A 24,801-nucleotide genomic window follows, 5' to 3' on the forward strand; every position below is an offset into this window, starting at 1 on the left:
CACGTGAAGACTTCTAAGAAAATAGTAGTAGGGCTATTTATCATTTTGGTAGGCATACAGTTCATACGACCTGACTCCAATAATGATAATCGTGTCATGGCTACCGATTTTATTAAAACCTATGAAGTACCAACTCAAATAGGTAGTGTTCTTAGAAGATCTTGCTATGATTGCCATAGCAACAACACCGAATATCCGTGGTATTCATCCATACAACCGATGGGTTGGCTAATAAACAAGCACATCAGCGAGGGCAAAAAGAATTTGAATTTCAGTGAGTTTGGGACTTACTCTCAAAGAAAACAAGTCAGTAAGTTGAAATCTATCGCAAAACAAATAGAGCAAAACAAAATGCCTCTGCCATCTTATACCATGATTCACCAGAATGCCATACTTACCTCAAACGAAAAAAGTCTAATAGTAACTTTTGTAAACAACTTGACCCAATGAAAAAACCACTTATTCTCGCACTTTTAGCAGCAAGCCTTTCGGCGAATGCCCAATTAAACTTTCCCCCAGCCAGCCCCGAAGCACATTTTACTCAACAGGTGGGGTTTTCTCGAATTACAGTCAAATACGAACGTCCTTTGGCTCGTGGGCGCAAAATCATGGGCGGTTTAGTCCCCTATAACGGCGAACTCTGGCGAACAGGTGCAGGCGATTGTTCAACCATTAAATTTAGTGAAGACCTTACTATGGGTGGCCAAAAAGTACCCGCAGGAAACTACTCGCTTTTCTCAATCCCCGCTGCGGATGAATGGACAATTGTACTGAATCGTGATACGACCATGCACGGTACAGGTGGGTACGACCAAGCAAAAGATTTGGTACGATTCAAAGCAAAACCTGAAACAACGAATCGTTTTTATGAAGCCTTTACAATTGAAATACAGGATATTGTTAAAAACAACGCCAACCTGTATTTGACTTGGGAAAATACTTCGGTGAAAATTCCGATTCAGACGACTGCCGATGAGAAAATCATGGCCGACATCAAGAAGAAAATTGTAGATGAAAAAGGCACTCGCCCTATGCTCTTATTTCAAGCGGCTAACTATTACTATGAAAATGATAAGGACATAAATCAGGCATTGACATGGATTCAGCAAACCACGGCGCAAGAAGCCAAAGCTAATTTTTTATTGACCCAAGCCCGAATCCAGATGAAAGCTGGCAAACACAGCGAGGCCATAGAATCCGCAAAAAAATCGGCAGAAGTAGCTCGGGCTGATAAAAACGAAGCTGCTGCCAAAATCGCTGAGGCGTTTATTGCCGATATGAATAAAATGCACGGTGGAGCCAATGGAGCATAAACACTAAAACCGATTGTTTCTATGAGCGACACCACCTACATCCCTGCCCTACGATTCAACTGGTTGACGAAAGTATATGACCCGTTGATTCAATGGACAATGCCCGAAAAGCAGTTTAAAAATGACCTAATCCGAGAAGCAGGTATCGAAACAGAATTCCATGTCCTTGACTTTGGCTGTGGAACAGCTACGCTTTCGATGATGACTAAATCAAAACACCCTTCGGCATTTGTCACAGGTGTGGATGTAGATGCAGAAGTACTGGCAATTGCCCAGCATAAATTACGAAATTTCCCATATCCTATTCGCCTTGATCAATATGACGGCATGAAACTACCTTATCCCGATGAAACATTTGACCGAGTGATTTCGAGCTTAGTATTTCATCACCTCACCCCCATTCAGAAAGCAAAAGCCTTACAAGACATCAAACGAGTATTGAAATTCGATGGTGAGCTATTTATAGCAGATTGGGGAAAAGCCGAAAACAGCCTAATGAGAGGGTTATTTTATGGTGTGCAATTGTTAGACGGTTTCAAAACCACCCGTGACAATGTAGCAGGTTTGATGCCTTCTTACCTACTCGAAGCTGGTTTTTTAAGTGCCAAAGTGTTGAAAAAATACCGCACTGCATTTGGAACATTAGAACTATTTAGAGCTAAGAAATGAACCTATGATGGCAGCTATCATTTTACAATCCGAAGTAACTTGCCCAAACTGTGGTCATCAAAAAACAGAAACTATGCCCACAGATGCTTGTCAATTCTTTTATGAATGTGAGAAGTGTAAAACTATTTTGAAGCCCAAAAATGGCGATTGTTGTGTTTATTGCAGTTATGGCGATACACCTTGTCCACCTATTCAACAAAACCAAACTTGTTGCTGATGAACACCAACCTGAGCCATATCATCAACCAATACAAGTCCGATCAAGAATCGGTGTATAACACATGGTTCATCAACAACGAAGAACGTCTGAAAGCCTTTCGTTCTATTCGGCGAGGTGTACAGCAAATCGTGGCCGACATCAAGCAAGGCAAGTTTCCTAATGATTTCAGAGGGTCTTCGCTCGAATTTGTATTGAACTGCATTACTGAACAAAAACAGGTTTTTGAGGGGGCTTCACACCCATTTTATTGGAAACCCAAGCTCAGAATACCAGACATTTACGAAAATCAAGACCACAAAAAAGCCTTTGGGCAATTTCTGGAAAACTGCCTCAATGCCACCAAAGAAGAACAGCTGCTTCGAGAAATCATTCGCTTAGATGAACTCAAAATCAAAGGTTTGGGGCCTTCTGTGGCTAATATTCTGTATTTCCTTCATCCCACGTTTATTCCGCCGTTCAATACGGCTATTCTAAACGGCTTTAATTACTTGTTTAAAGACAAGAAAAAATTGGGTTCGTGGTCCGAGTTTCTGAAAATGCGAGAGGTGATGCTCAAAACCAACCAAGAATACCGAAATGAACTTTCGTCTGACTTGGGAGCTTTGGCTGGATTGCTTTTTGAAATTGGTACACAAAAAATGATACTGGGCAACGACGAATACCTTTCTGCCGAAGAACGACAGAAGTTGGAAAAACTCATTGAAAAACGCCATCGTGAAGTCCAAACCGAGCGTCAGGACGATAACCTGCACACCGAAATGCAGTACCATTTGCTTAAAATCGGTCAAGCATTGGGTTATGATGCTTTTCCTGCCACAAACGACCAATCAAGAAGTTACGATGGACACAAGTTTTCATTCTTATGCCAAGCCGTTTTCCCATCCATTAAGTGTGATATCGAAACCCGCAACACCATTCGATTGATTGATGTGCTTTGGTTTGAGAAAGACACCGACAATGTACTGGCAGCGTTCGAGGTAGAAAAAAGTACCTCTATCTATTCTGGCATTCTACGTCTGAGCGATTTGTCGTATAGCATAGCCGACGGTGACGAAACGTTTTATTTAGTCGTACCAGACCATCGAGAGAAAGATGTATGTCTGCAATTGGCCCGCCCATCCGTCAAAAGCAACAACGTTCCTATCAAATACATTTTGTTCTCTGAACTTAGAAAAAACTGCGATGCGCTTTGTCGGTTTGGTGACAGCCACCGTATCATGGACAAAATTGCAAAAACTGTATGTTAACTCTTTCACTTTCAATCTATTATTTTTTACCATCAAACAATTCAAACACAATGAAAAAAACAATCGTTTTCGCATTTGCTCTTTTGATTTCGAGTGTAACATTTGCCCAACACGAAGGACACAATATGGCAGCAATGGGTGTTACTCCCGTACTGACAGCTTATTTTAAAGTCAAGAATGCTTTGGTAGCTTCTGATGCCAAAGCTGCTGCTTCCGAAGCCAAAACATTATCGGTTGCTCTAAAAAAGGCAGGTAAAATGGTAGGAGCTGATGCGCTCAAAGCCGCAGATGCCATTACCAAAGCATCAAGTATTGATACCCAGCGAGCACAGCTTGGCTCATTAACTAATGCTGTTTATGCCGCAGCCAAAACCATGAAACCAAGCAGCCCCGTTTACTATGATTTTTGTCCGATGGCCAATGACAACAAAGGTGGCTATTGGTTAAGCGAAAAAAAGGAAATTGCCAATCCTTATTTTGGTGATATGATGCTCAAATGTGGTAAAGTCAAAGAAACGCTTTAATGAAACGAGCGGAACTACACCGTACAATTCGCAAGAGTCACCGCTATCTGGGGGTGACTCTTGGTGTTCAATTCTTGTTTTGGACGTTGGGCGGGTTGTATTTTAGTTGGTCAGATTTAGACGATGTCCATGGTGACCACCAAAAAGCCCACATCCATCCCATAAGAGGCAATATTCAATTAGCTCCGCTCTCTGATGTTTTACAAAAGCTCAAAGCGAAGGATAGTGTTAATTTTATTTTCGATACCCACTTGGTTCAGATTTTGAGCGAACCCATCTATCAAATCATCTACTCCAAAGAACATGACCGAGGCAAAAAAATACAATTAGCCAATGCAGTTTCAGGCGAACTAAGACCTGCATTGAGCCGAACCGAAGCCACCCAAGTGGCTCAAAGCAGTTTTACTGATGAGGCAAAAGTAAAATCTGTGGAGTATCTGACTACTACCAATGGACATCACGAATACCGAAAAGAACCCTTACCCGCTTACGCCATTACTTTTGACCACCCCTCTAACACAACGGTTTATGTAAGCACCCAATTAGGCACTGTTCAGAAGTTCAGAAACAACAAATGGCGAGTTTTCGATGTTTTGTGGATGCTCCACACCATGGATTACCAAACCCGTGACCATTTTGGCAATTGGGTGTTAAGAGCATTTTCTGTTTTAGGGCTTATAACTGTCTTCTCGGGATTTTGGTTGTTTTGGTTGAGTCGTAAAAAGAAAATCATAAAACCTTCTCCTGTGTCAAAACACTAACAATTATGGAACACCAGCACTCGACCCACGATAAGCATGACAATCCTGTTGGCCACCACCAACAAACTAACCACACAGGACATCATCCCAAGCATGGAGAAGCAGGTCATGACCATTCGGCTATGATTGAAGACTTTAAACGACGTTTCTATGTAAGTTTAGGATTGACGGTTCCGATTTTGGTGCTGTCTGACATGATTCAACATTGGTTGGGCTTTCAATTGGAATTCGTAGGAAGAAAATACCTGCTTTTGGCACTCTCGTCGGTATTGTTTTGGTATGGTGGCAAACCATTTTTAGAGGGGTGTTTGGATGAACTCAAAAGTCGTCACCCAGGCATGATGACCCTCATTGCCATGGCTATCACTGTGGCTTTTGTGTACAGCGTTGCCACTGTTTTTGGTTTTCAAGGTATGGACTTTTTCTGGGAGCTGGCTACGTTGATTGTAATTATGCTATTGGGACATTGGCTCGAAATGCGTTCAGTGGCCAATGCTTCCAAAGCACTCGAACTTCTCATTCAGATGATTCCTGCGGAAGCTCACGTAATGCACGGAGAAATGTTGCACGATATGCCGTTGAAAGAAGTGACACCTGGGTTTCATATTTTGGTACGCCCTGGCGAAAAGATTCCTGTGGATGGGATTGTTTTGAAAGGAGAAAGTTATCTCAATGAGTCTATGCTTACGGGAGAATCCGCCCCTGTCCTCAAACAAATCGGCGCAAAGGTGATTGCAGGAGCATTAAACGGAAATGGTTCGCTTGAAATAAAGGTAGAACAAACGGGCGAAAGTACCTATTTGGCAAAAGTGATTCAAATGGTACAAGACGCTCAAAACACCAAGTCAAATACCCAACGGCTGGCTGACCGTGCGGCCTTTTGGCTCACCATAGTTGCCTTAGTAATGGGTTTTGGTACGTTGATAGTATGGCTCATGGTGGGTCAATCGTGGGCGTATGCTATCGAACGGATGGTAACAGTCATGGTGATTTCGTGTCCTCACGCACTGGGTTTAGCTATTCCACTGGTAGTAGCTATTTCTACTTCCCTTGCGGCCAAAAATGGATTACTGATTCGCAATCGTACTGCTTTTGAAAATGCTCGTAAGATTTCTACCCTCATTTTCGATAAAACAGGAACGCTCACCACGGGTATTTTTGGAGTCACTCGTATAAGTAGTTTTCTGTCTAATCTTACCAAAAACGACGTTTTGGCGTTGGCAGCAGCGTTGGAACAAAACTCGGAGCATCCCATTGCTACGGGTATCATTGCCGAAGCAAAAGCCCAAAAAGTATCCATCCCAAATGTAGAGGATTTTCAGGCAATTACAGGAAAAGGTGTTTCGGGAAAAGTGAATCAAAAAAATGTATGGGTTGTAAGCCCAGGTTATTTGAGAGAAAACAACTTTAATATTCCAGAAGGGGCAGTCGCTGACGCCTCCGAAACGGTCGTTTTTGTGTTGATTGATAACCAATTAGCTGGCTTTATTTCCCTTGCTGACCAAATCAGGGAATCATCCGCCGAGGCTGTACAAATCTTAAAAAAGCAAGGTATAAAAACGTTCATGCTGACAGGCGACAATCAAAAAGTAGCCGAAACCGTCAGCAAAAAATTGGGTATGACGGGCTATATGGCCGAAATATTACCTCATCAAAAGTTAGAAAAGATAAAGGAACAACAAGCCAACGGAGAGTTTGTGGCCATGACCGGCGACGGTGTTAACGATGCTCCCGCCCTTGCCCAAGCCGACGTGGGCATTGCCGTAGGGTCAGGCACTGATGTAGCCGCCGAAACCGCCGACATTGTTTTGGTAAACAGTAACCCAAAAGATGTTGCCACCTTAATCCAATTTGGTAGGATTACCTATCGAAAAATGATTCAAAACTTAGTGTGGGCTACGGCTTATAATGCCATTACTTTACCATTAGCCACAGGGTTCATACCCGGCATTGTTATCTCGCCTGCCATTGGGGCTGTGTTCATGAGCCTGAGCACGATTATTGTGGCCATTAATGCTCAGACGTTGAAAGTAAAATAATTCAGATGAATTATTTTACTTTCAGATTTTGACTAACCGAAAAGGTATATTACTTCTTCAACATGTAGCCTTTTGAGATTTTGCTTCATTTCTACAAACTTCTTACAGATTTCAAGTACATTTTGCAGGCAAATTCTAATTTTTTCACCATGAAATCTGTAAGAAAATATTTACTCATAGGGTTTATTCCCCTCATTTCAACGGTCTCGACCTTCGCACAAAAGGTGGCTGTTTCGGGCAAAGTGCTGGATGTAAGCAACAAAAACCCCTTACCCTATGTCAACGTTATTCTCAAAAAAGAAGCTGACAGCTCGTTTGTGACTGGGGCGGTGAGCAACGAAGAAGGCATTTTTGTGTTGAACAACATCGTCAAAGGCAACTACTTACTTAGCACTTCATTAGTAGGCTATTTGCCTGTTAGTAAGAAAGTTTCGGTGGGGCAACTGAGTGAGTTTTTAGACCTCGGCAAAATTGAATTGACCGAAAACAAACAACTGCTCGAAGAGGTAAAAGTGATAGGGCAACAAGTGGGTGTATCAAGTAAAATGGACAAACAAACCTACCTCACAAGCGACAACTTGGCACAAAGCGGCGGGTCAGTGTTACAGATGATGAACAACCTGCCCGGCGTAACTACCACGCAAGAGGGTACGCTTCAAATCAGAGGCAGCGATAAAGTAGTAGTGTTGATTGACAGCAAACAAACCGCCTTGACGGGATTTGGTAGCCAGAAAGGTTTAGAAAATATTCCTGCATCAGCTATTGAAAAAATTGAAATCATCAACAATCCTTCAGCCAAGTACGATGCCAATGGTAATGCGGGCATTATCAACCTGATTTTCAAGAAAAACGAACAATTTGGCTGGAATGGCAAGGTAGGGCTTACGGCTGGGCTGGGGGCGTTGTGGCAAAAACAAACAAACTTGCCCAATGTACAACCGCAGTTTCAGGCTACGCCTAAATATAACCCTTCGTTTTCGGTGAATCATCGTAGCCAAAAGGCCAATGTTTTCTTGCAGGGCGACTGGCTTTATACCCAAACACTGAACAAAAACGAGTTCTCGACCCGTACCTATACCACAGGCGAGCGGATAGTGCAGCAACTTGTACGCAATCGTACCACTACTTACGCCACCGTAAAAGCAGGTTTAGATTATACTTTCGACAAAAACAATACACTTACGGTTTCGGGTTTGTTCAATCGTGAAAAGATTTTGGACAATGGCGATAATCCGTATTTTTTGGGTAACGACTATGCAAATCGTTATCGTTTGTGGCAATTTCTGGAAGACGAGGTAAAATATACGGCGATAGCCACGGCGGTTTTGGTGCATAAATTCAAGCAAGCGGGGCATTTACTCAACTTGAATTACAATTATACCTTCCATAGAGAAGACGAAAAATATTTTTTTACGAATACATTGCCCACTTCAAAAGGAACCGATTCGTTTAAATTGCTCTCCGACGAACAGGTATCAGACCTCAATCTTGACTACGTGAAGCCGCTGGCACATGGCAAATTGGAAACGGGCATCAAACTGCGGAGGCGGACAATCCCTGTGAATATGCAGTTTTTCCCGGGGGCTAATTCGGTCATTGATGTCAATGCGGGCGGCTGGGCAAATTATTATGAAACCATTCCTGCCCTCTACGGAAATTACATTTACGAAAACCCCAAATTAGAAGTAGAAGCAGGACTTCGCCTCGAATACGTGCGGGTAAACTATGAAATCAATCCCAACCATAACACCTACAAAAGCGACGGATACAACTACACGCAGCCCTTTCCGAATGTGCGATTGGCTTATAAAATCAACGAAAATAACAAGCTGTCGGTGTTTTTCAATCGGCGGGTGGACAGACCCAACGAGGTGGATATTCGTATTTTTCCGAAATATGACGAACCCGAATTGATAAAAGTGGGCAATCCTACCCTCAAACCGCAATTCACAACTTCGGTAGAATTGGGCTATAGGCATTTGTGGAATAGCGGCAGTTTGTACGGGACGGTTTATCATCGCCTCACTGACGGTACGATTAGCCGCATAGCCACGCAAGCCCCCAATAACGTAGTGTTGTTCAATATTTTTCAGAACATTGGCCGCAGCTATAACACAGGCGTAGAGTTGGTTTGGCAACAAGATTTTTCTAAATTTGTAAACCTCAACGCCAGCGTAAATATCTATCAAAACACCATTGAGGCGTTCAGCATTACCAACAAATACCCCATTCCGACCACCTACACGGGGCAAAAGCAACAACTCACTTCGGGGAATTTTAAAGTAAATGCCTTGCTGCACCTACCACAGAGCTTCGATTGGCAAGTAACGAGCATCTATCTTGCCCCTGACTTGATTCCACAGGGACGCATCGGGCAGCGGTATTCGCTGGATATGGGTTTGAAAAAAACCTTGAAAAAAGGTGAGTTATTTTTAAACGCCACTGATTTACTCAATACCATGAACATTCACAAAACGATCAATGGCACGGGTTTTACCTTAAATAGCACCGACTACTACGAAACGCAAGTGGTGCGGGCGGGGTATAGTCGAAAATTTTGACAACGATGAAAATACTTTTGATTGAAGATGAAAAACCATTGGCTGAGGTGATGATGGATTTCTTAAAATCGCAACAGCACGTGGTAGAATGGGTGGTAGATTTGCCTGATGCTGAAGAAAAAATTGGAGTTTACGCCTACGACTGCGTATTGGTGGACCTCATGCTGCCGAGTGGGTCGGGGCTTACGGCGATAAAGTTGCTCAAAAAACAACAGCCAGAGGCGGGTATCATTATTATTTCGGCAAAAAATGCCTTAGACGATAAAATAATAGGACTTGACTTAGGTGCTGACGATTACCTTACCAAGCCTTTTCATCTTTCCGAACTCAATGCTCGTTTGAAATCGGTTGGTCGCAGAAGACAGTTTAATGGTAATACCGAAATTCAGCACGGCCAAATTCGGGTCTATCCTGATTCTTTTGAGGTTTGGGTCAATAATAATGGTGTTTCACTTACCCGAAAAGAATACGATTTACTGATGTATCTGCTAGCAAACCCCAACCGAATACTGACCAAATCGGCTATTTCGGAACATCTCTACGGCGATGACATAGACCAAGCTGACAGCTTCGATTTTTTGTATTCGCAAATAAAAAATCTACGCAAAAAACTTACCGAACAAGGTTGCCTTGATTACATTCAAACAATCTACGGCATTGGTTATAAATTCGTCAAATGAATGACCCTCAGTAACAAAACAGCTCTTTCTTTTTTAGCTTCTGCCTTTGTCGTAGCGGCACTTGGTGGCGTATTTAGTCACTATTTACTCATGTACGTATTCGACAGAGAAGCAACTGAGCAATTAAAGGCACAACAAGCTAAGATACTTCGAGAAATTGACAAGATTGAGGACAGTGAGCAAAAGTGGTTTGCGCTGGCAGACAGTATTAGCATTGAAAATACTAATTTTTTGGTCAAAGAATCTTTGTCTGATACCCTGCTACCCAATCCGCTCGAAACAGGAGAAATGCTTGATTATCGAATACTGATTTTTGGTGTTAAAACTCATACAGGTTTTGTAAAAGTAACTATCTCGAAGGCTCTTTACGAAACCGAAGACTTAGTAGGGGTAATTCTCTTAATTTTCGGCGTGGTATTGTTAGGCTTGATAATTGGCTTATTAATAATCAATTACATCATATCAAATCGTCTTTGGCGACCGTTCTATCAGGCCCTGCAACAACTACAATCATTCAAAATTCAAGAACAGAAGCCACTTTCTTTCATGGCTACCACTACCAAAGAATTCGGCGTTTTACAACAAAACATTAACCACCTCACCCACCGAATATGGCACGATTACAATAGCTTAAAGCAGTTTACTGAAAACGCTTCGCACGAGTTTCAAACACCATTGGCGGTTATTCAATCTAATTTAGAACAACTGATACAGTCCGACAACTTACACGAAAAACAACTTACCAAAATCAGCGAGTTGATAGAAAGTGTGCGGCATCTTTCAAAACTCAATCAAACCTTGCTGCTATTAGTGAAAATAGAAAATCAGCAATTTACAGAAATGGTTGCACTCAATTTAGGGGACTTTTTTAGGCAAAAGCTACAATTTTGGGAAGTTTGGATTACTCACAAAGCCTTAGAAATCAGCATTTTAGTTGACAAAGAAATTCTATTGAATATCAATCCTTATTTGGCAGAAGTGCTACTCAACAATCTGTTGGGAAATGCCATCAAACACAACATACCACGAGGAATCATTACGATAAAATTAACTGACAACTCGTTGATTATCAGCAATACTGGCAACGAGCCTTTACAAGATACCGAAAAACTATGGCAACGTTTTCAGAAAGGTAATCATTCTTCAGACTCTCACGGATTGGGTATGGCACTCATTCAGCAAATTTGCGAGTTTTATGGTTTTGAGGCTCAATACCAATACAGTGCCTTATTGCATACTGTCAAAATAGCATGGAAATAGATTTAACAAATCTTAACAAACCAATTGCTTCATTTACAGAATCTCTACAAAATCAGGGTGTAAAATTGTATTGTAAATTTAATTTTTAAACAACTATAATCATGAAACGTACCTTATTGATGGCGGCTTTCGTAGCTGCTACGCTCACAGGGGCAAACGCCCAAAAAGTCAATGCCGACAAATTGCCAAAGGCAGTAAAAGAAGGCTTTGCCAAGCAGTATCCTCATACTAAGCCTGTCAAATGGGACAAAGAAAATGCCGATTACGAGGCTTCTTTTAAGCACGAAGGCAAAGAACTATCAGTAGTCTTAAATGCCAAAGGGGAAGTGCAGGAAGTAGAAACTGAAATCAAAGTATCGGCATTGCCTGCTTCGGTGCAAGAAGCCCTCAAAGGCAAAAAAATAAAAGAAGCCGCCGAAATAAAAAAAGGTGGTAAAACCTACTACGAAGCCGAAGTAAAGGGCAAAGATTTGTTTTTTGATGCTGGCGGCAAAGCAGTAGCAAAGATTTGATTTGAATTTATAGTGAGCCGTCCTGCTACTATTAGCAAGGTGGCTCACTGTGTAAAAAATAGTATGAATGGAAAAATGGACACTATACGCTCTTGCTTCTATGGCATTTGCCGGTATTACTTCAGTGCTTGCCAAGTATGGCTTGAAAAACATTCACCCTGATTTGGGTTTAGGCATCCGAACCGCCGTTATCTTTTTTCTGATTACCCTCATCAATGTAGTAGGCAGCAAGTACAAAGATTTTGGGTTGCTTACCCAAAAGCAATGGCTTCTACTTGTTGCATCGGGTATTACCACCACCGTTAGTTGGGTGTTTTACTACCGAGCCATGAAAGATGGGTTGGTGTCGTATGTGACGGCTATTGACAAAGCCAGCATTATCATTACCCTTTTGCTCTCCTTCTTTTTGTTGAAAGAGCCAATGACTCCCAAAGTTTTAATCGGTGCAGGACTGATTTTTTTTGGAATGATTGTGTTGATTTGGAAATAGTATTCAAAATTTCTTCTAAATCATTCACTTACCTTAGCCCAATGAGAATCTTAATCATTGAAGACGAACCCGAATTGGCTAAGAGCATCGCCGATTATTTATTGGGCGAAAACTATTTGTGTGAGTTTGCGGCTTCGTTTGAGGAAGCATTCGAGAAAGTTACGACCTACGAATACAACTGTATTTTGCTCGACTTGATGCTACCTGGGGGCGATGGGATGAAGATTTTGGAAGAACTCAAAAAACAAAACAAGCAAGACGGTGTCATTATTATTTCTGCCAAAAATGCCCTCGACGATAAAATAAAGGGCTTGCACCTTGGGGCAGATGATTATTTGGCAAAACCCTTCCATTTGTCAGAATTAGCCGCTCGAATTTACTCGGTCATTCGTCGCCGTCAATTTGCCAATGCCAACATCATTCAACAAAATGAGCTAAAAATTGACTTATTGGCAAAAACCCTCTTGATACACAACACGCCCGTTTTGCTTACCAAAAAGGAGTTTGACTTGTTGCTGTTTTTTATGGGCAACAGGAATCGGGTGATTTCCAAAAATGCCCTTGCCGAGCATCTTTCGGGCGATTTGGCCGATATGCTCGACAACCACGATTTTGTGTATGCCCATATCAAAAACCTAAAAAAGAAATTGACCGAAGCAGGTTGCGACAATTACTTAAAGACCGTCTATGGCACAGGTTATAAATGGGAAAATGAATAAATTGCTGAATACGCCACTCAAAGCATTTACGCTCTATGCCTTGTTGGTGTTGGCAGGTAGTATCCCAGCTTATTATTACATCGTAAATCGCATTTGGTTGAGCGAAATAGACCTGCATAATAAATTTGTAAAAAGAAAAATTGAGACAGAATTCAGTAAAATCGTTATCAACGACACCATTCTGATCCAAAGTCTCAGCCTTTGGAATCGCATTGAACCTGGCATTGACCTACGGCCCTTAGCCAAACCTGTTCAGAAATCAGATAGTCTTTATACGGTTATGCGAGCCAACAACCTACATTCAAGGCACAGTAACCGCTTTCGTGGGCTGTCTTCTTATCTGATTATCAACGGGAAACCGTACCATCTTACGGTCGAAACCAATGTAGAAGAAGCCGATGAAATCATCAGCGACATTGCTTTTGTTACCTTCGGATTTTTCATCCTGTTGGTCATCGGTTTTATCGTACTCAACCAACGAATATCGGCCAAACTGTGGAAACCATTCTATAAAACATTACACCAAATCAAGGCTTTTGACCTGAGTAGCCAGCGAAGTATTGCGTTTGAAAAAACAACTATTCTCGAATTTGAAGAACTAAACGGCAGCTTGCAAAGGCTCATTGAGAAAAATATATCGTCTTACCAAGAACAAAAGGAATTTACCGAAAACGCTTCGCACGAATTGCAAACGCCCTTGGCTATTATCCAGTCGAAATTGGATTTGTTACTTCAAAATGAAGCATTGACTGGCAAAGAATCTGAAATTATTGAAGCTGCGCATAAAGCATTGGCAAGAACTTCGAGAATCAACAAAAATCTGTTGCTACTTGCCAAAATTGAAAATCAGCAATTTGTTGATACGGAGCCCATCAATTTGAGCCAGTTGATGAATGATAGCCTCGACTTTCTATCCGAACATATCGAAGCTAAAAACATCACCATCGAAAAACAAATAGAGCAAGGTGTTTTTATAGAAGGCAACCGAATATTACTCGAAATCTTGATTAACAACCTGTTACTGAACGCCATTAGGCACAATGTAGAAAATGGAAAAATAGGGGTTGAGTTTTCTAAACACCGCTTCATTGTGTCCAACACTGGTCATAATCACTCGTTAAATACCGCCAATCTGTTCAAACGGTTTAGCACTTCTTCTGCCGAAACGCCCAGCAGTGGCTTGGGTCTGGCCATCGTGAAACAGATTTGTAATCGTTATCATTGGCAAATTCATTACAGTTTTGACCAGCAACTACATTGTTTTTTCGTGGCATTTTAAAATTCAAAATTTCTTCTAAATCGTGCCGTAGGTTTGTGGTGTCACCTCAGAAAAGGTGTGAATCAAGTGCCATGAAAACCATTATTTTTATGTTCAAAAATTTGTTCTTTATCGCTTTTCTATTGGCTAATGTGGCCGTAGCCCAGCAACCTACTTCTACAAAAATTGGAAAAATCTTGGGTAAAACCTTCGATGCCTCCACCAACCAAGCCTTAGCCTTTGCGTCGGTAAGTGTTTTTAAACCCCAAAATACCAAAGATTCGCTCGTGGGTGGCGTGATAGTCTCCGAAACGGGTGAATTTATCATCAACAATCTTCCAACGGGCAAACTGACGGTCAAAGTTTCATTTATTGGTTATCAAACCCTGAGCCAGCTCGTCCAATTGACCGAAAATCCGCTTGATTTGGGCAGTCTAAAACTACTGCCCGATGCCAGTATGCTCAAAGAAGTGGAAGTAAAGGGTGAGAAAGACCCGCTCTCGATGGGCATGGATAAACGGGTTTTTAATGTGGGTAAGAACCTGACAACCATAGGTGGTACGGCTGAATCGGTGTTGAGAAATGTACCCTCCATTAGCTTGGACGAAAGCGGCAATGCAACTTTGCGGAACATGGCCACGACCATTTACATCAACGGCAAACCCACCCAACTTACGTTGGCGCAGATTCCTGCCAATCAGATTGAATCGGTGGAAGTCATCTCAAATCCATCGGCACGTTACGATGCCTCCACTTCGGGCGGGATTGTGAACCTTGTTTTGAAGAAAAACCGTAAAACGGGCTACAACGGTACGGTCAGCGTAGGCGTGGGCAACAACGGACGGTACGATGGCTCGCTGAACTTGGATTACCACGAAGGAAAGTGGAATGTAACGGCTCTCTACAATATGAATTCAACCAAAAACCCGCTTACGGGCTACGTGCATCGCACCAATTTTGCCAATGGTTCGCCCGTTAGTTACTTCAACCAAAATACCGATATTAGCCTTGATAACATTTTCCACAACGGTCGTTTGGCGGTTGATTATGCCCCCAACAAATACAACACTTTCTCAGTAGCAGGCAATATCGTGGGCGGGGCTTTCAATACCGTTACCAATCAACAATACGACTACCGTAACGCTGAAAAAATGATTACGAGCTACGGCGGTCGTACTACACTACCCGAAAACGCCTATACCAACGTAGGGGTGGAGTTTGACTGGAAACGCACTTTTGCCCGAAAAGGGCGAGAATTGAGTTTGATTACCTCTTACACCCGCAACAACGTATCTAACGCCGCTGATTGGCTCACTACGGCCCAAAATGCCGATGGAAGCAACCAAAAATATTACCCAGAAACTGACAAAATTACGGGTTGGCAGATTGGTAGTCAGTATTTGGCGCAGTTAGATTATGTTCATCCAATCAACGACTCCACCCGACTCGAAATGGGCTTGCGTAGCTACACCTTTGACCGTGACCAGCAGTATTTGTTCAACCAACTCAACAACGAAACGCAAGCCTATCACCTGTTGGTCAATTATTCACAGAACGCCAATGTGTTAGAAACCATCAACGCCGCTTATTTGCTGTACAGTCGCCGACTACGCAACCACGTGCAGATGGAAGCGGGGCTACGCATGGAACAATCGTTTCTGCACGGGCTTTCCAAGTTCGACAATTCGACTTTTGGCTATACCTATCCATCGGCAAAGGGTGGCCATTGGTTTCAGGCGTTTTTTCCGTCGTTTGCTTTGTCCAAAAAATTCAGCGAAGATTCAGAAATTGGATTGAGTTTGAGTCGCAAAGTAGGACGGCCTAATTTTCGACATTTATTTGTCGGGATTCAGGCCAATGACCGCCAAAATATCACCATTGGCAATCCAAATGTGCAACCCGAATTTGTAAATACCGCCGAACTGAGCTACAATCGAAATATCAGAAACCTGAGTTGGTTTGCTTCGGCCTATTACATTTACGAAGACCACACCATCAAGCCTTTTGTGCAGCCTTCGGCCACTGAACCCACGATATTGGTAACGACCTTCATCAATGTCAAAGCGGACATTCAATACGGCATGGAAAATACGTTGAAATATGCATCTGGGCCGCTTACGATTATGGCCAATGCCAATGTGTTCAACTTTATTTTGCAGACGACTACGTTACACAAAGAACTCGTTACTGTTCGGGCCAAACTGAGTGCATCATACCGTTTTCCTGCCAATTATTCCGCCCAACTAAACCTCAATCGGGATGGCCGTTCGCCAGCTTTACAGGGCGACAGACTACCTGTTCAAGCCGCCGACTTTGCGCTACGTAAGTCATTTATGAAAAACCGTGCGAGCGTGTCGTTTAGTATCAATGACATTTTCAATTCACGAAAATTTGTTACCACTTTTGAACAACCTGCTATTTATCAATCAAGTATGAACCGTCGTGAGGTACGTTTTTACAAACTCACCTTACAATTACCCCTCGGCAAACCCGACGCAACTTTCCGCAAAAAAGAAAGCAAACTGGCAAAACCTGATGTAGATTTTAGTAATTAGTGACGGTGGCATTTTTGAGCCATTGTTCAGTCAGCAAAACCAAATCACCTACTGTTTTAACTTGCTGCAAATCAGCATCAGGCAGCGTGATTTGGTTTTGAGTTTCCAACAAAAAGACAATTTCCATAAACTCAGCGCTGCTGAAGGCTAACCTCCTAAAAAGTAAATCAGAGACAATCGCTTTTTTCGGTACAAAAAATGATTTCGTCAGGTACGTTTGAATTTGTGAGAACGGATTTGGATTCATTATTGTATTTTGTTGAATGTGAGACTTTTACCAAATAATTCAATTCCCCAATATCCCCTGACAATGAGCCTATCAGGTGATTGTAGCCTAACCACTGATTTATATGTTCTACCCGAATTGGGGTCGTAGATATTACCGTCCTTCCACTCACTTTTACCGTCAAACTTCAAGTCGTTTACTACTAACATGCCCAGCCAAGGGCGATTTCTCAATTTGGGGTCTGGGTTTTCGATATCTTTGAAAGAGCGCATTTCCGGAGTTTTAGGGTCGCATAAAAACCATATTACCTGTGCCGAATAACTATTATTTTTTTTAAATATTTCAACGGCTATGTCTTTATCTTCCGACATCCATTTACCTATAATCTGTTCAGCGGTTATACTTTTTTCAGAATGCAGTAAAAGCAAAGTTGCAAGTATGAATAGTGTTTTCATGAGGAAATTTAGGAGTTAGAACTGAATTTTTACACCAGTATATATGCCGAAGCGGGTAATACGAGCTACATCAACGCCATCAAGGTGATTGAGTCGCCACACACAATCAATCGAAAAAAAGTTGAAAATATTTTCCACTCCTATGCCTACTTCGGCATAGGGAATGTTTCCGGTAATGCGGAATGTGTTAAGTTTATTAAAGGCAATATTGTTGGTCGTGAGGTCTCCCCAGAAAAAATTGGCGGTTATTCTCTCTCGAAGATTAAGTTTATTTAGTAGAGGAATTTTGTCCAAAATCAGCCCTCCTAAAGAATAACGGGTCAGCAAACTGACATATCCATCAGCCGCAAATTCGTAAGGGCTCATGCCATAAAAAGCGTAGCGGTCAGCGATGTAAAATGGATTTCCCCTCGGAATGTGCAATAGCAAAAGTGGTAGTGTCCCAAATATCTTGCCTACGCCGATATTGTAGTAAAAATTACCTTTGAGTGGCATAGGCAGGTCTTGTGAAAGACTTATGTTGGTTTTCAGGTATTCAAAATAGGTGTTGTTAAAAATGGGTATGCCCGTGCTGATATGTAACTGTAAGACAGGATGCCGGGTAAATATGCGTATTTTATCGTAGTTAAAAATGGTTGTCCGTTCATTGTGAGCATACCGAAGCGTCAATCCAAGTTCTGAATTGTACAAAGCATTGAGCCGACGTAAAGTTGTATCTGTTAAGTCAATGATGTCGTCGGAAGGTAAATAGCTAAATTGAAAAGTAGGTGTAATTGAGCCATACGAATAATATGCCTTTGCTGACCAGTTGTGATTAAGGTCTCGTTCGTGAGAAAACTTCACTTGGCGCAGGAAATTTTGATATACAGGAATCGGCTTTCGCAAGGCAAGCGTAAATAAATTGTCGTGGTCTAACTGGTCATCAAATTCGGTGAGTGCGTCGTAATCATTCTTGAACAAGACCTCGTACTTTCGGTAATTTGCTCGGTTGGGTACATACTTCACGCCCAATGCTTCTTTAAACCGGCCCTCTTTAGTCCCGTAGGCGGCATACCCCCAAAAACACCAATTTTTACTAATATCTTCCATTGACCAAACCCCCGTTCGAATTCGGACTCCTTCAGTAGGATTGGCACTTACCAATGAACTGTACGGACCCAGTCGCCAGCGGTTTCCAATGTCCCAATAACCACTAAAGACAAACGAAGAAAAATGAGTCGTGTTGATAAATCGTGAATTATGTTTGAGCGAGTCTGCGGTTTGATAAATAGCTTGTTCACGAGACGTTAGTGCGGTTAATCTATATGAATCTTTGAATTGTGCGTTGTTATTACCGTTTTTTTCACTGCTCATAAAATTATCGGCATTGACTCCCTTGACATTACTCTGATAATTACTGTAAATACTATTGGATTTTAGCTTCACGGCGCGACCCGTGGAATCAATTCGGCTGGGAAGTCCTAACAGTCCCAACCCGTTTTCAAAAACATATACAATTCGACTCTCGGAAGGTACCCAGACCTTGCCTTTGTCAGCGTCATAAATTGGAACAAAATTTTGGCCGATAGATAATTGCTGCACAAAATTGAGGTTAACTGTCGGACTGGTCTTCATTTCTATTTTTGCCACAGCATAGGTATCCGAATCTATCCATAATGTACCCTCAAACGTGTTTTCATTTTTGTATTTGGGCTTAAAATGAAGCGAATAGGTGTAAACATTGCCTTCTACCAAGGTGTCGGGTTTGTCGTAGTCGTAAAATGAAAGCCCAAGGTCAGAAATTGGCCCGAGAAACGATGTTTTCAGAATCGGAATCACGCCATCATACGCATTAGGTCGAATGCTAAATTTGTCAAACTTAGCCCCCAATTCGTCTGTTTTTAAACCTAAGTTTTTTTCGGCTATGAGATATTGAGCATCGGTTTGGGCAGCTTTGGCGTGAAATTCCTTATAGTATCGTTCTTGAAAGAAAATAGGTAGAGAATGGGCATTTATACTGTCTTGGTTATATTTTTGGTAAACCGACATGATATTGGCCAGTAGAGAGCGTTTCTGATTGGCCGTTAGATTTTCTATATCAATTTCCGTTTTAAGATAATTATTACGAATATAGTTTTTTAGTCGGGCGGGGTCATTGGATTTTTTGTGGGCAATCACCATTTTCATCAACGCTTTGCCTGGATCTTTGTATGCCGTTACGACCACCTCTTGCAACTGGTTGGGAGTAGTGAGTAGTTCGATTTTTAGCTCACCCACGGGAGCCTGCGAAATGACATGATGCTGAGACTCGTAGCCCACCTCCGACACCAGCATAGTATCGGGTAATGATTTGACCGTAAGTGCAAAAAAACCATTTTCATCGGTGGTCATTCCATTTTTGCCGACTTTGAGATATACACTTGCAAAAGCTATGGCATTTCCCGTGGCTTGTTCAACTACCTTACCTTTTAGTATGATAGACGTATTTGTTGGCTTTTGTCCCCACAAACTTGTAGCTACCAAGAGCATACTCCACTTCAATTGGAGCAATATTTTTTTCATCGTGATGATATGTTTAAATGACCAATAACTCATCGTCATTACGAACGATAGACTGTTCAGGTATGGTGTGGGAGGAACTATGAGCTGAGAAGGGCATAGTAAGCAATTTCTGAAAAACAGCATTTTCTTTGCTTTCCAGGTGCGTATCAACCCCAAACACTACTTTTGCAGCATCCATTCTACGGAAAGTGCCAAAAAGCCTATCCCAAACGCTTAATACATCGCCATAGTTACTGTCTGTATAGGGCAATTGAAAATGGTGATGAACGTGGTGGGCGTTGGGCGTGATAAACACCCAACTTACTATTTTATCAACTCTTTCAGGTAGCCGAAAATTAGCATGAGCAAATACATTTGAAATAACCTGAATAAATTGTCTTGCCAGAATCATCCAAAACCCTGCCCCTGTTATCAATACCCAAAATATTAAAAAAGACAGTCTAATCGCCGTCTCAAAAGGATGTTCCCTTAGTACAGTTGAAGTATCAACGACCCTGTCGCTATGATGCACAAGATGAAACATCCATAAAATTTTTACCTTGTGCATCAAGATATGATAGATATATTCCAGCAAATCCAACAAAATAAAAACCACCACAAATTGAGACATAGAAGACCTTAATGGCAATTCATGAATCAGACCCCACTCATGACTCGTCACCCAAGTAGAAGTGTAGGTAAGTGCAATTCCCAAAATAAACTGTATAGGGGCATCGGTCAAGGAAAAAAGACTATTTGTAATGGCATGATTCCATTTTTTGTAGTTAAAATTAAGCGAAGCAATGTTTTCAACATTCCAGAAAATAATAATTGATAGCGTCAGAACCGCAATGCGGTGTGAATCAGGTTGATACTCGAAATAGGCTTGTAAACTCTGCATTGGTTATATTATTTATGGCTTTTATTCTCAGAAGAGAAATGTCTTGATTTATTTTGTAAGAGTTAAAGTTTTATCTTTATCATTCTGGATATACAAATTTGACTGAATCAGACACGGCAATGGCCCCAAAAACCCCAAAAGCATTTTTGAATTGGGTAGGTTTGAGAAAAACCGGCTCTACAAAAGGGTTGAACTGTGAGAGTTTCTGGCGGTCTAACTGGTCATAAAAATCATAGGCGTTTTTGTCCATTGTCTGCAAACGAATATAGCCTACGTCCCCGTTTTTATGTTTAAATGTCGGTTCGGCTACAATCGTCAGCCCGCTACTGCCTTTGCTGGCATAAGTCGTGCGGCCTATTTCCAAGATTCTCACTTTTTTGTCAGTAAGGCAAGGGCTTTTTGTTCCGCCTGCATCACGGGCGGTGCTGTCTATCATTCGGGCCATCGTATAGCGATAATACAGATTGGGTTTGTTCTGATCTTTGAAATTTATAACTACGCCCTCGTGTTCGCCATACAAGTCGTTGAACGCTTGAATATAGCTTGAATTTTCGACAGGCGTAACGGGCAAGTCGGTAGTAGCCGTAGCCGTATAGTTTTGCCATTGCCATTGAATATCCAGTTGGTATATGCTGTTGGTTTTAATAGCGATTTTGCCTCTATAAAAATATTCAAATCCACACCTAAAACCGTTGTAGGTTGAATCAGGGCGAAGTACATCGGTTTGGCCACCGCTCGTTATTTTTACTACGGCATCTCTAATAAAAAGCTGGGCATTGGTTTGTTTTGGGTCAAAATAAGGTACGGTTCGGTCCAGATAGAGCTGCGGCACTTCGTTTGGGCTGAGTAGGCATTGTATCGAAACAGTACCTGTATAGGGCAAGGGCGTAACGCCCAGATTTTTTTCGCACGAGGCCAAACTCAATGCGATGACAGCCACAATGGACGCAAAAAACAAAACCTTAAAACGAATATATGTAGTTGATAATTTGTTCATTTCGATTAAAATTTAAAATTGTAGCTCACACTCGGAATAATGGGCAACAGCGAAACCTCTTTGGCCTGTGGGACTTTGGTGATAGGGTCGGTGGCTAAGTAAACAAAATAGGGATTTCGGCGGCTGTATAAGTTATAAATACCAAATACCCATTCTCCGTCATAATTTTTCTTGAAAAATTTACGATTGGGCTTATGCAAAATAGCACTTACATCGAGGCGATGATAAGGCCTAAAACGGTAATTGTTGCGAGTGGTATAGTCTGAGTAAGTGCCATCGTAGAGCGAGCCATCTTGAAAGACTGGAATACGGCCTGTCGGCATCGTAAAAGCCCCACCGCTTGTAAACACAAAATTAGCCGCAAAAGTCCATTTTTTATTAAACTCATAAGTAGCCGCAACGCTAAGGTTATGGCGTTTGTCATAAGTAAACGGAAACGGATTGCTGAAATTGAGTGAGTCGAACTGTTGGGTGGTTTTAGAAAGCGTATAAGACACCCACCCTGTGAGTTTTCCTACATTTTTCTTCACAAAAAACTCAATGCCATAACTATTGCCATTGCCAAATACCAATAGTTTTTCTAATTGGTTGGACAATAATGGCTGTGTGCCTTCTCGAAAAAGCACTTGGTTTTGCATCGTTTTGTAATAGGCTTCTACACTGGTTTCGTAGGCATTATTCTCAAAATTTTTGAAAAGTCCCAATGCTATCTGTCGGCTGTTTTGGGGCTTCACAGTAGGGCCACTACTTATCCAAATGTCGGTTGGCAACGATGCCGTACTGCTCGGTACTAAATGCACAAATTGGTTCATTTCGGTATAAGCCGCCTTAATCGATGTAGTAGGATTTAGGCTGTATTTAATATTAAGCCGTGGTTCAATAAACGAATAAGAAGTACCACTACGAGTAAAAGTAGGCAGTCGCAAACCGATATTGAGGCTTAGGTTGTCGCTGGCTTTTATTTCATCGTTAGCATAAAAAGCCCAAACCGTTGAATATTGTCGGGGAATACTGTCTGATTTTACGACTTTGAATATACCCGACTTAGGAATTTTGGTAGAAGTAGAAGAAGGAAAAAAGGTATTGTCAGAATAATTGACCCCTGCATTGATTTTGTGCCGATGGTTTGGGTAATATTCAAGGTCAAATTTGGCATTGAGGTCTCGTATTCCCGAATAGACCTGAGCGTAGTAGTTGTTCTGAATCGTTGAAAGGTTGAGGTGGTAGTCATTCAGAATGACCGATGTATTGGTAAACAACTTACTCGAAAATTGCCGATTCCAACGAATCGTAGCGGTATTATTCCCAAAATTGATACCATAATTAAGGCTATTGGCCCCTGTGTAGGCGGCATTGTCTAAGCCTGTGAAGCCGCTAATAAAAAGGCGATCTTTTTTGCTCAACCAAAAATTGAATTTGGCATTGAGGTCATAAAAATAATAGTTTGTGCCCCCCAAAAAAGGCTTTGCGAGCAAGTCCACATAAGTACGGCGAGCCGATACAATGTACGAAGACTTGTCTTTTTTTAGCGGCCCTTCAATGGTCAGATTCGAGGTTAGCAGCCCAATGCCGCCCGAAACAGCCGATTTTTGGTTGTTTCCATCTTTCATTGAAATATCTAAAATTGAACTCAAACGCCCACCATACTGAGCCGGAAAGCCCCCTTTGATAAGCGACACGTTTTTGAGGGCATTGGTATTGAACGTACTAAACAAACCAAACAAGTGATTGGGATTATAGACCGTGGCCTCGTCTAACTGAACCAAATTTTGGTCGGTATTGCCCCCTCTCACAAAGAACCCTGTTGTACCCTCTTGACCAGCCTGTACACCGGGCAAAAGTTGAATAATTTTGAGTACGTCTCTTTCGCCCAAAACAGCAGGCAAGGTTTTGATTTGCTTCATTGGCACGTCTATCACACCCATTTGTGGGGCCGATACGTTTTGGTAGTTTCGAGTGGCACTTATCCGTACCTCATCAAGCTGCCGTGCCGATTCCGCTAAGGCAATAGTCAGCGAAAGGCTGTTTTGGCCTGTTATTTTTTTGAGTTGAGGCTCATAGCCCACCATCGAAAAAACAAACCCAAGCGTGTCGGCCTTCTGCATAGTGAGCGAATAAAAACCGTAAGTATTGGTGGTTGTGCCTATTTTTTGGTTGGTATTAAAAATGGTAGCCCCAATAAGCGACTCACCCGTTCGAGTATCTCTCACATAGCCGCTAAGCGTAATACTTTGAGCCATAAGCACAGACTGTACGCTTAAATAAAAGCATACAAAACCCAGAAGTTGTAGATAAGTCTTTATCATAGTTCTTTGGTTATTTTCGATAAAGTAAGAACGGGATATCTCTCCCTTTTATCCAAAAATTTTTGGCGAAAACACCGGATATACAACGAAATTTGAATATCAGTGGTCACTACTGTAGTAAGAAAAGAGAATAGTCGATTTATTTTTACATACCCCTAAAAATCTCAGAGCTAAGTCTAACTAACAACAAGTTTCACTGATTATCAATATTTAAAAAAAGAGAATCAATTACACAATTTGCGTCATATTTAATTGATTTGAACGATTTAAAAAGATAGCAGACTTTGCCCGCTATCTTTCTGACTTAATTAAACAGCCATAAAAAGGGGGATTTATTGGGGTATTGCTTGCTCCATTTTCTTCAATACCACATAAATTATCAATTCGATAATACTTTCGTAACGGTTCAATGACTCTTCTGGAAATTCGACCTCGTAGCGTTGTTCCAAATACATCAAAAGCTCCATACGGTCTAATTCATCTAAACCAAGGTCATCCACTAATCCAGCGCCAAGATTTATCTTAGCGGGGGCAATTCTGAATCTACGGTGCATGAACTGTCGCAAGGCCACGAGGTCGAAAACCATC

At 41.7% G+C, this 24,801-nt stretch carries 23 protein-coding genes; 16 read left to right on the forward strand and 7 right to left on the reverse strand.

What is annotated here, in order from left to right:
• Positions 1-3: 3 nt before the first annotated feature.
• From P1X15_RS26635 to P1X15_RS26710, 16 genes are all read left to right on the forward strand, one after another.
• Positions 4-450, forward strand: coding sequence for a heme-binding domain-containing protein (locus P1X15_RS26635; RefSeq protein ID WP_277341181.1), 447 nt, complete (start codon positions 4-6; stop codon positions 448-450).
• On the forward strand, positions 447-1,313 hold the full coding sequence (locus P1X15_RS26640; RefSeq protein ID WP_277341182.1) for a DUF2911 domain-containing protein: 867 nt from the start codon (positions 447-449) through the stop codon (positions 1,311-1,313). Before P1X15_RS26635 ends, P1X15_RS26640 begins: the two co-directional genes overlap by 4 nt.
• A 21-nt stretch (positions 1,314-1,334) precedes the next feature.
• On the forward strand, positions 1,335-1,982 hold the full coding sequence (locus P1X15_RS26645) for a class I SAM-dependent methyltransferase (protein WP_277341183.1): 648 nt from the start codon (positions 1,335-1,337) through the stop codon (positions 1,980-1,982).
• A 7-nt stretch (positions 1,983-1,989) separates the two neighbouring features.
• Positions 1,990-2,199: a GDCCVxC domain-containing (seleno)protein gene (locus P1X15_RS26650; RefSeq protein ID WP_277341238.1), complete on the forward strand. Its 210-nt coding sequence runs from the start codon at positions 1,990-1,992 to the stop codon at positions 2,197-2,199.
• Complete coding sequence (locus tag P1X15_RS26655) at positions 2,199-3,449, forward strand: hypothetical protein (protein WP_277341184.1); 1,251 nt, start codon at positions 2,199-2,201, stop codon at positions 3,447-3,449. The genes P1X15_RS26650 and P1X15_RS26655 overlap by 1 nt, the downstream gene beginning before the upstream one ends.
• Before the next feature lie 50 nt (positions 3,450-3,499).
• Positions 3,500-3,973: a DUF3347 domain-containing protein gene (locus tag P1X15_RS26660; protein WP_277341185.1), complete on the forward strand. Its 474-nt coding sequence runs from the start codon at positions 3,500-3,502 to the stop codon at positions 3,971-3,973.
• Positions 3,973-4,734, forward strand: a complete 762-nt coding sequence (locus P1X15_RS26665; RefSeq protein ID WP_277341186.1) for a hypothetical protein — start codon at positions 3,973-3,975, stop codon at positions 4,732-4,734. The genes P1X15_RS26660 and P1X15_RS26665 overlap by 1 nt, the downstream gene beginning before the upstream one ends.
• 5 nt (positions 4,735-4,739) lie before the next feature.
• Positions 4,740-6,773: a copper-translocating P-type ATPase gene (locus tag P1X15_RS26670; RefSeq protein WP_277341187.1), complete on the forward strand. Its 2,034-nt coding sequence runs from the start codon at positions 4,740-4,742 to the stop codon at positions 6,771-6,773.
• Positions 6,774-6,922: 149 nt separating this feature from the next.
• Complete coding sequence (locus tag P1X15_RS26675) at positions 6,923-9,334, forward strand: outer membrane beta-barrel family protein (protein WP_277341188.1); 2,412 nt, start codon at positions 6,923-6,925, stop codon at positions 9,332-9,334.
• Between the two features lie 5 nt (positions 9,335-9,339).
• Entirely contained in the window at positions 9,340-10,014 is a 675-nt protein-coding gene (locus P1X15_RS26680; RefSeq protein ID WP_277341189.1) for a response regulator transcription factor, read from the forward strand.
• Positions 10,015-11,274, forward strand: a complete 1,260-nt coding sequence (locus P1X15_RS26685) for a HAMP domain-containing sensor histidine kinase (RefSeq protein WP_277341190.1) — start codon at positions 10,015-10,017, stop codon at positions 11,272-11,274.
• Positions 11,275-11,375: 101 nt separating this feature from the next.
• Positions 11,376-11,786 carry a PepSY-like domain-containing protein gene (locus P1X15_RS26690; RefSeq protein WP_277341191.1) on the forward strand — a complete coding sequence of 137 codons (411 nt, stop codon included), beginning with the start codon at positions 11,376-11,378 and terminating at the stop codon, positions 11,784-11,786.
• A gap of 67 nt (positions 11,787-11,853) precedes the next feature.
• The gene (locus P1X15_RS26695; RefSeq protein ID WP_277341192.1) at positions 11,854-12,276 is read left to right on the forward strand and encodes an EamA family transporter; all 423 of its coding nucleotides are present in this window, start codon (positions 11,854-11,856) and stop codon (positions 12,274-12,276) included.
• Positions 12,277-12,317: 41 nt separating this feature from the next.
• Positions 12,318-12,995, forward strand: coding sequence for a response regulator transcription factor (locus tag P1X15_RS26700; RefSeq protein ID WP_277341193.1), 678 nt, complete (start codon positions 12,318-12,320; stop codon positions 12,993-12,995).
• Positions 12,988-14,274 carry a cell wall metabolism sensor histidine kinase WalK gene (locus P1X15_RS26705; RefSeq protein WP_277341194.1) on the forward strand — a complete coding sequence of 429 codons (1,287 nt, stop codon included), beginning with the start codon at positions 12,988-12,990 and terminating at the stop codon, positions 14,272-14,274. Before P1X15_RS26700 ends, P1X15_RS26705 begins: the two co-directional genes overlap by 8 nt.
• Positions 14,275-14,363: 89 nt before the next feature.
• Positions 14,364-16,808 (forward strand): outer membrane beta-barrel protein, encoded by a 2,445-nt coding sequence (locus P1X15_RS26710; protein ID WP_277341195.1) that lies wholly within the window; start codon positions 14,364-14,366, stop codon positions 16,806-16,808.
• On the opposite strand, the gene P1X15_RS26715 is transcribed toward P1X15_RS26710, so the two are convergent.
• The 7 genes from P1X15_RS26715 to P1X15_RS26745 all read right to left on the reverse strand — a co-directional run bounded on the left by P1X15_RS26715 (position 16,798) and on the right by P1X15_RS26745 (position 24,800).
• A complete protein-coding gene (locus P1X15_RS26715) occupies positions 16,798-17,055 on the reverse strand; it encodes an acyl carrier protein (protein WP_277341196.1) in 258 nt (85 codons plus the stop codon). The genes P1X15_RS26710 and P1X15_RS26715 overlap by 11 nt on opposite strands.
• Positions 17,055-17,489, reverse strand: coding sequence for a DUF2147 domain-containing protein (locus P1X15_RS26720; protein WP_277341197.1), 435 nt, complete (start codon positions 17,487-17,489; stop codon positions 17,055-17,057). The genes P1X15_RS26715 and P1X15_RS26720 overlap by 1 nt, the downstream gene beginning before the upstream one ends.
• A 15-nt stretch (positions 17,490-17,504) precedes the next feature.
• Positions 17,505-20,030, reverse strand: coding sequence for a DUF5686 and carboxypeptidase-like regulatory domain-containing protein (locus tag P1X15_RS26725; protein ID WP_277341198.1), 2,526 nt, complete (start codon positions 20,028-20,030; stop codon positions 17,505-17,507).
• Between the two features lie 13 nt (positions 20,031-20,043).
• On the reverse strand, positions 20,044-20,910 hold the full coding sequence (locus tag P1X15_RS26730) for a sterol desaturase family protein (RefSeq protein WP_277341199.1): 867 nt from the start codon (positions 20,908-20,910) through the stop codon (positions 20,044-20,046).
• Positions 20,911-20,989: 79 nt separating this feature from the next.
• Positions 20,990-21,907: a DUF4249 family protein gene (locus tag P1X15_RS26735; RefSeq protein WP_277341200.1), complete on the reverse strand. Its 918-nt coding sequence runs from the start codon at positions 21,905-21,907 to the stop codon at positions 20,990-20,992.
• Between the two features lie 5 nt (positions 21,908-21,912).
• On the reverse strand, positions 21,913-24,213 hold the full coding sequence (locus P1X15_RS26740; RefSeq protein ID WP_277341201.1) for a TonB-dependent receptor: 2,301 nt from the start codon (positions 24,211-24,213) through the stop codon (positions 21,913-21,915).
• Between the two features lie 332 nt (positions 24,214-24,545).
• The gene (locus tag P1X15_RS26745) at positions 24,546-24,800 is read right to left on the reverse strand and encodes an acyl carrier protein (protein ID WP_277341202.1); all 255 of its coding nucleotides are present in this window, start codon (positions 24,798-24,800) and stop codon (positions 24,546-24,548) included.
• Position 24,801: the final 1 nt, after the last annotated feature.

Origin of the sequence: Runella sp. MFBS21 (assembly GCF_029433105.1) — a bacterium.
Classification (GTDB): Bacteria; Bacteroidota; Bacteroidia; order Cytophagales; family Spirosomataceae; genus Runella.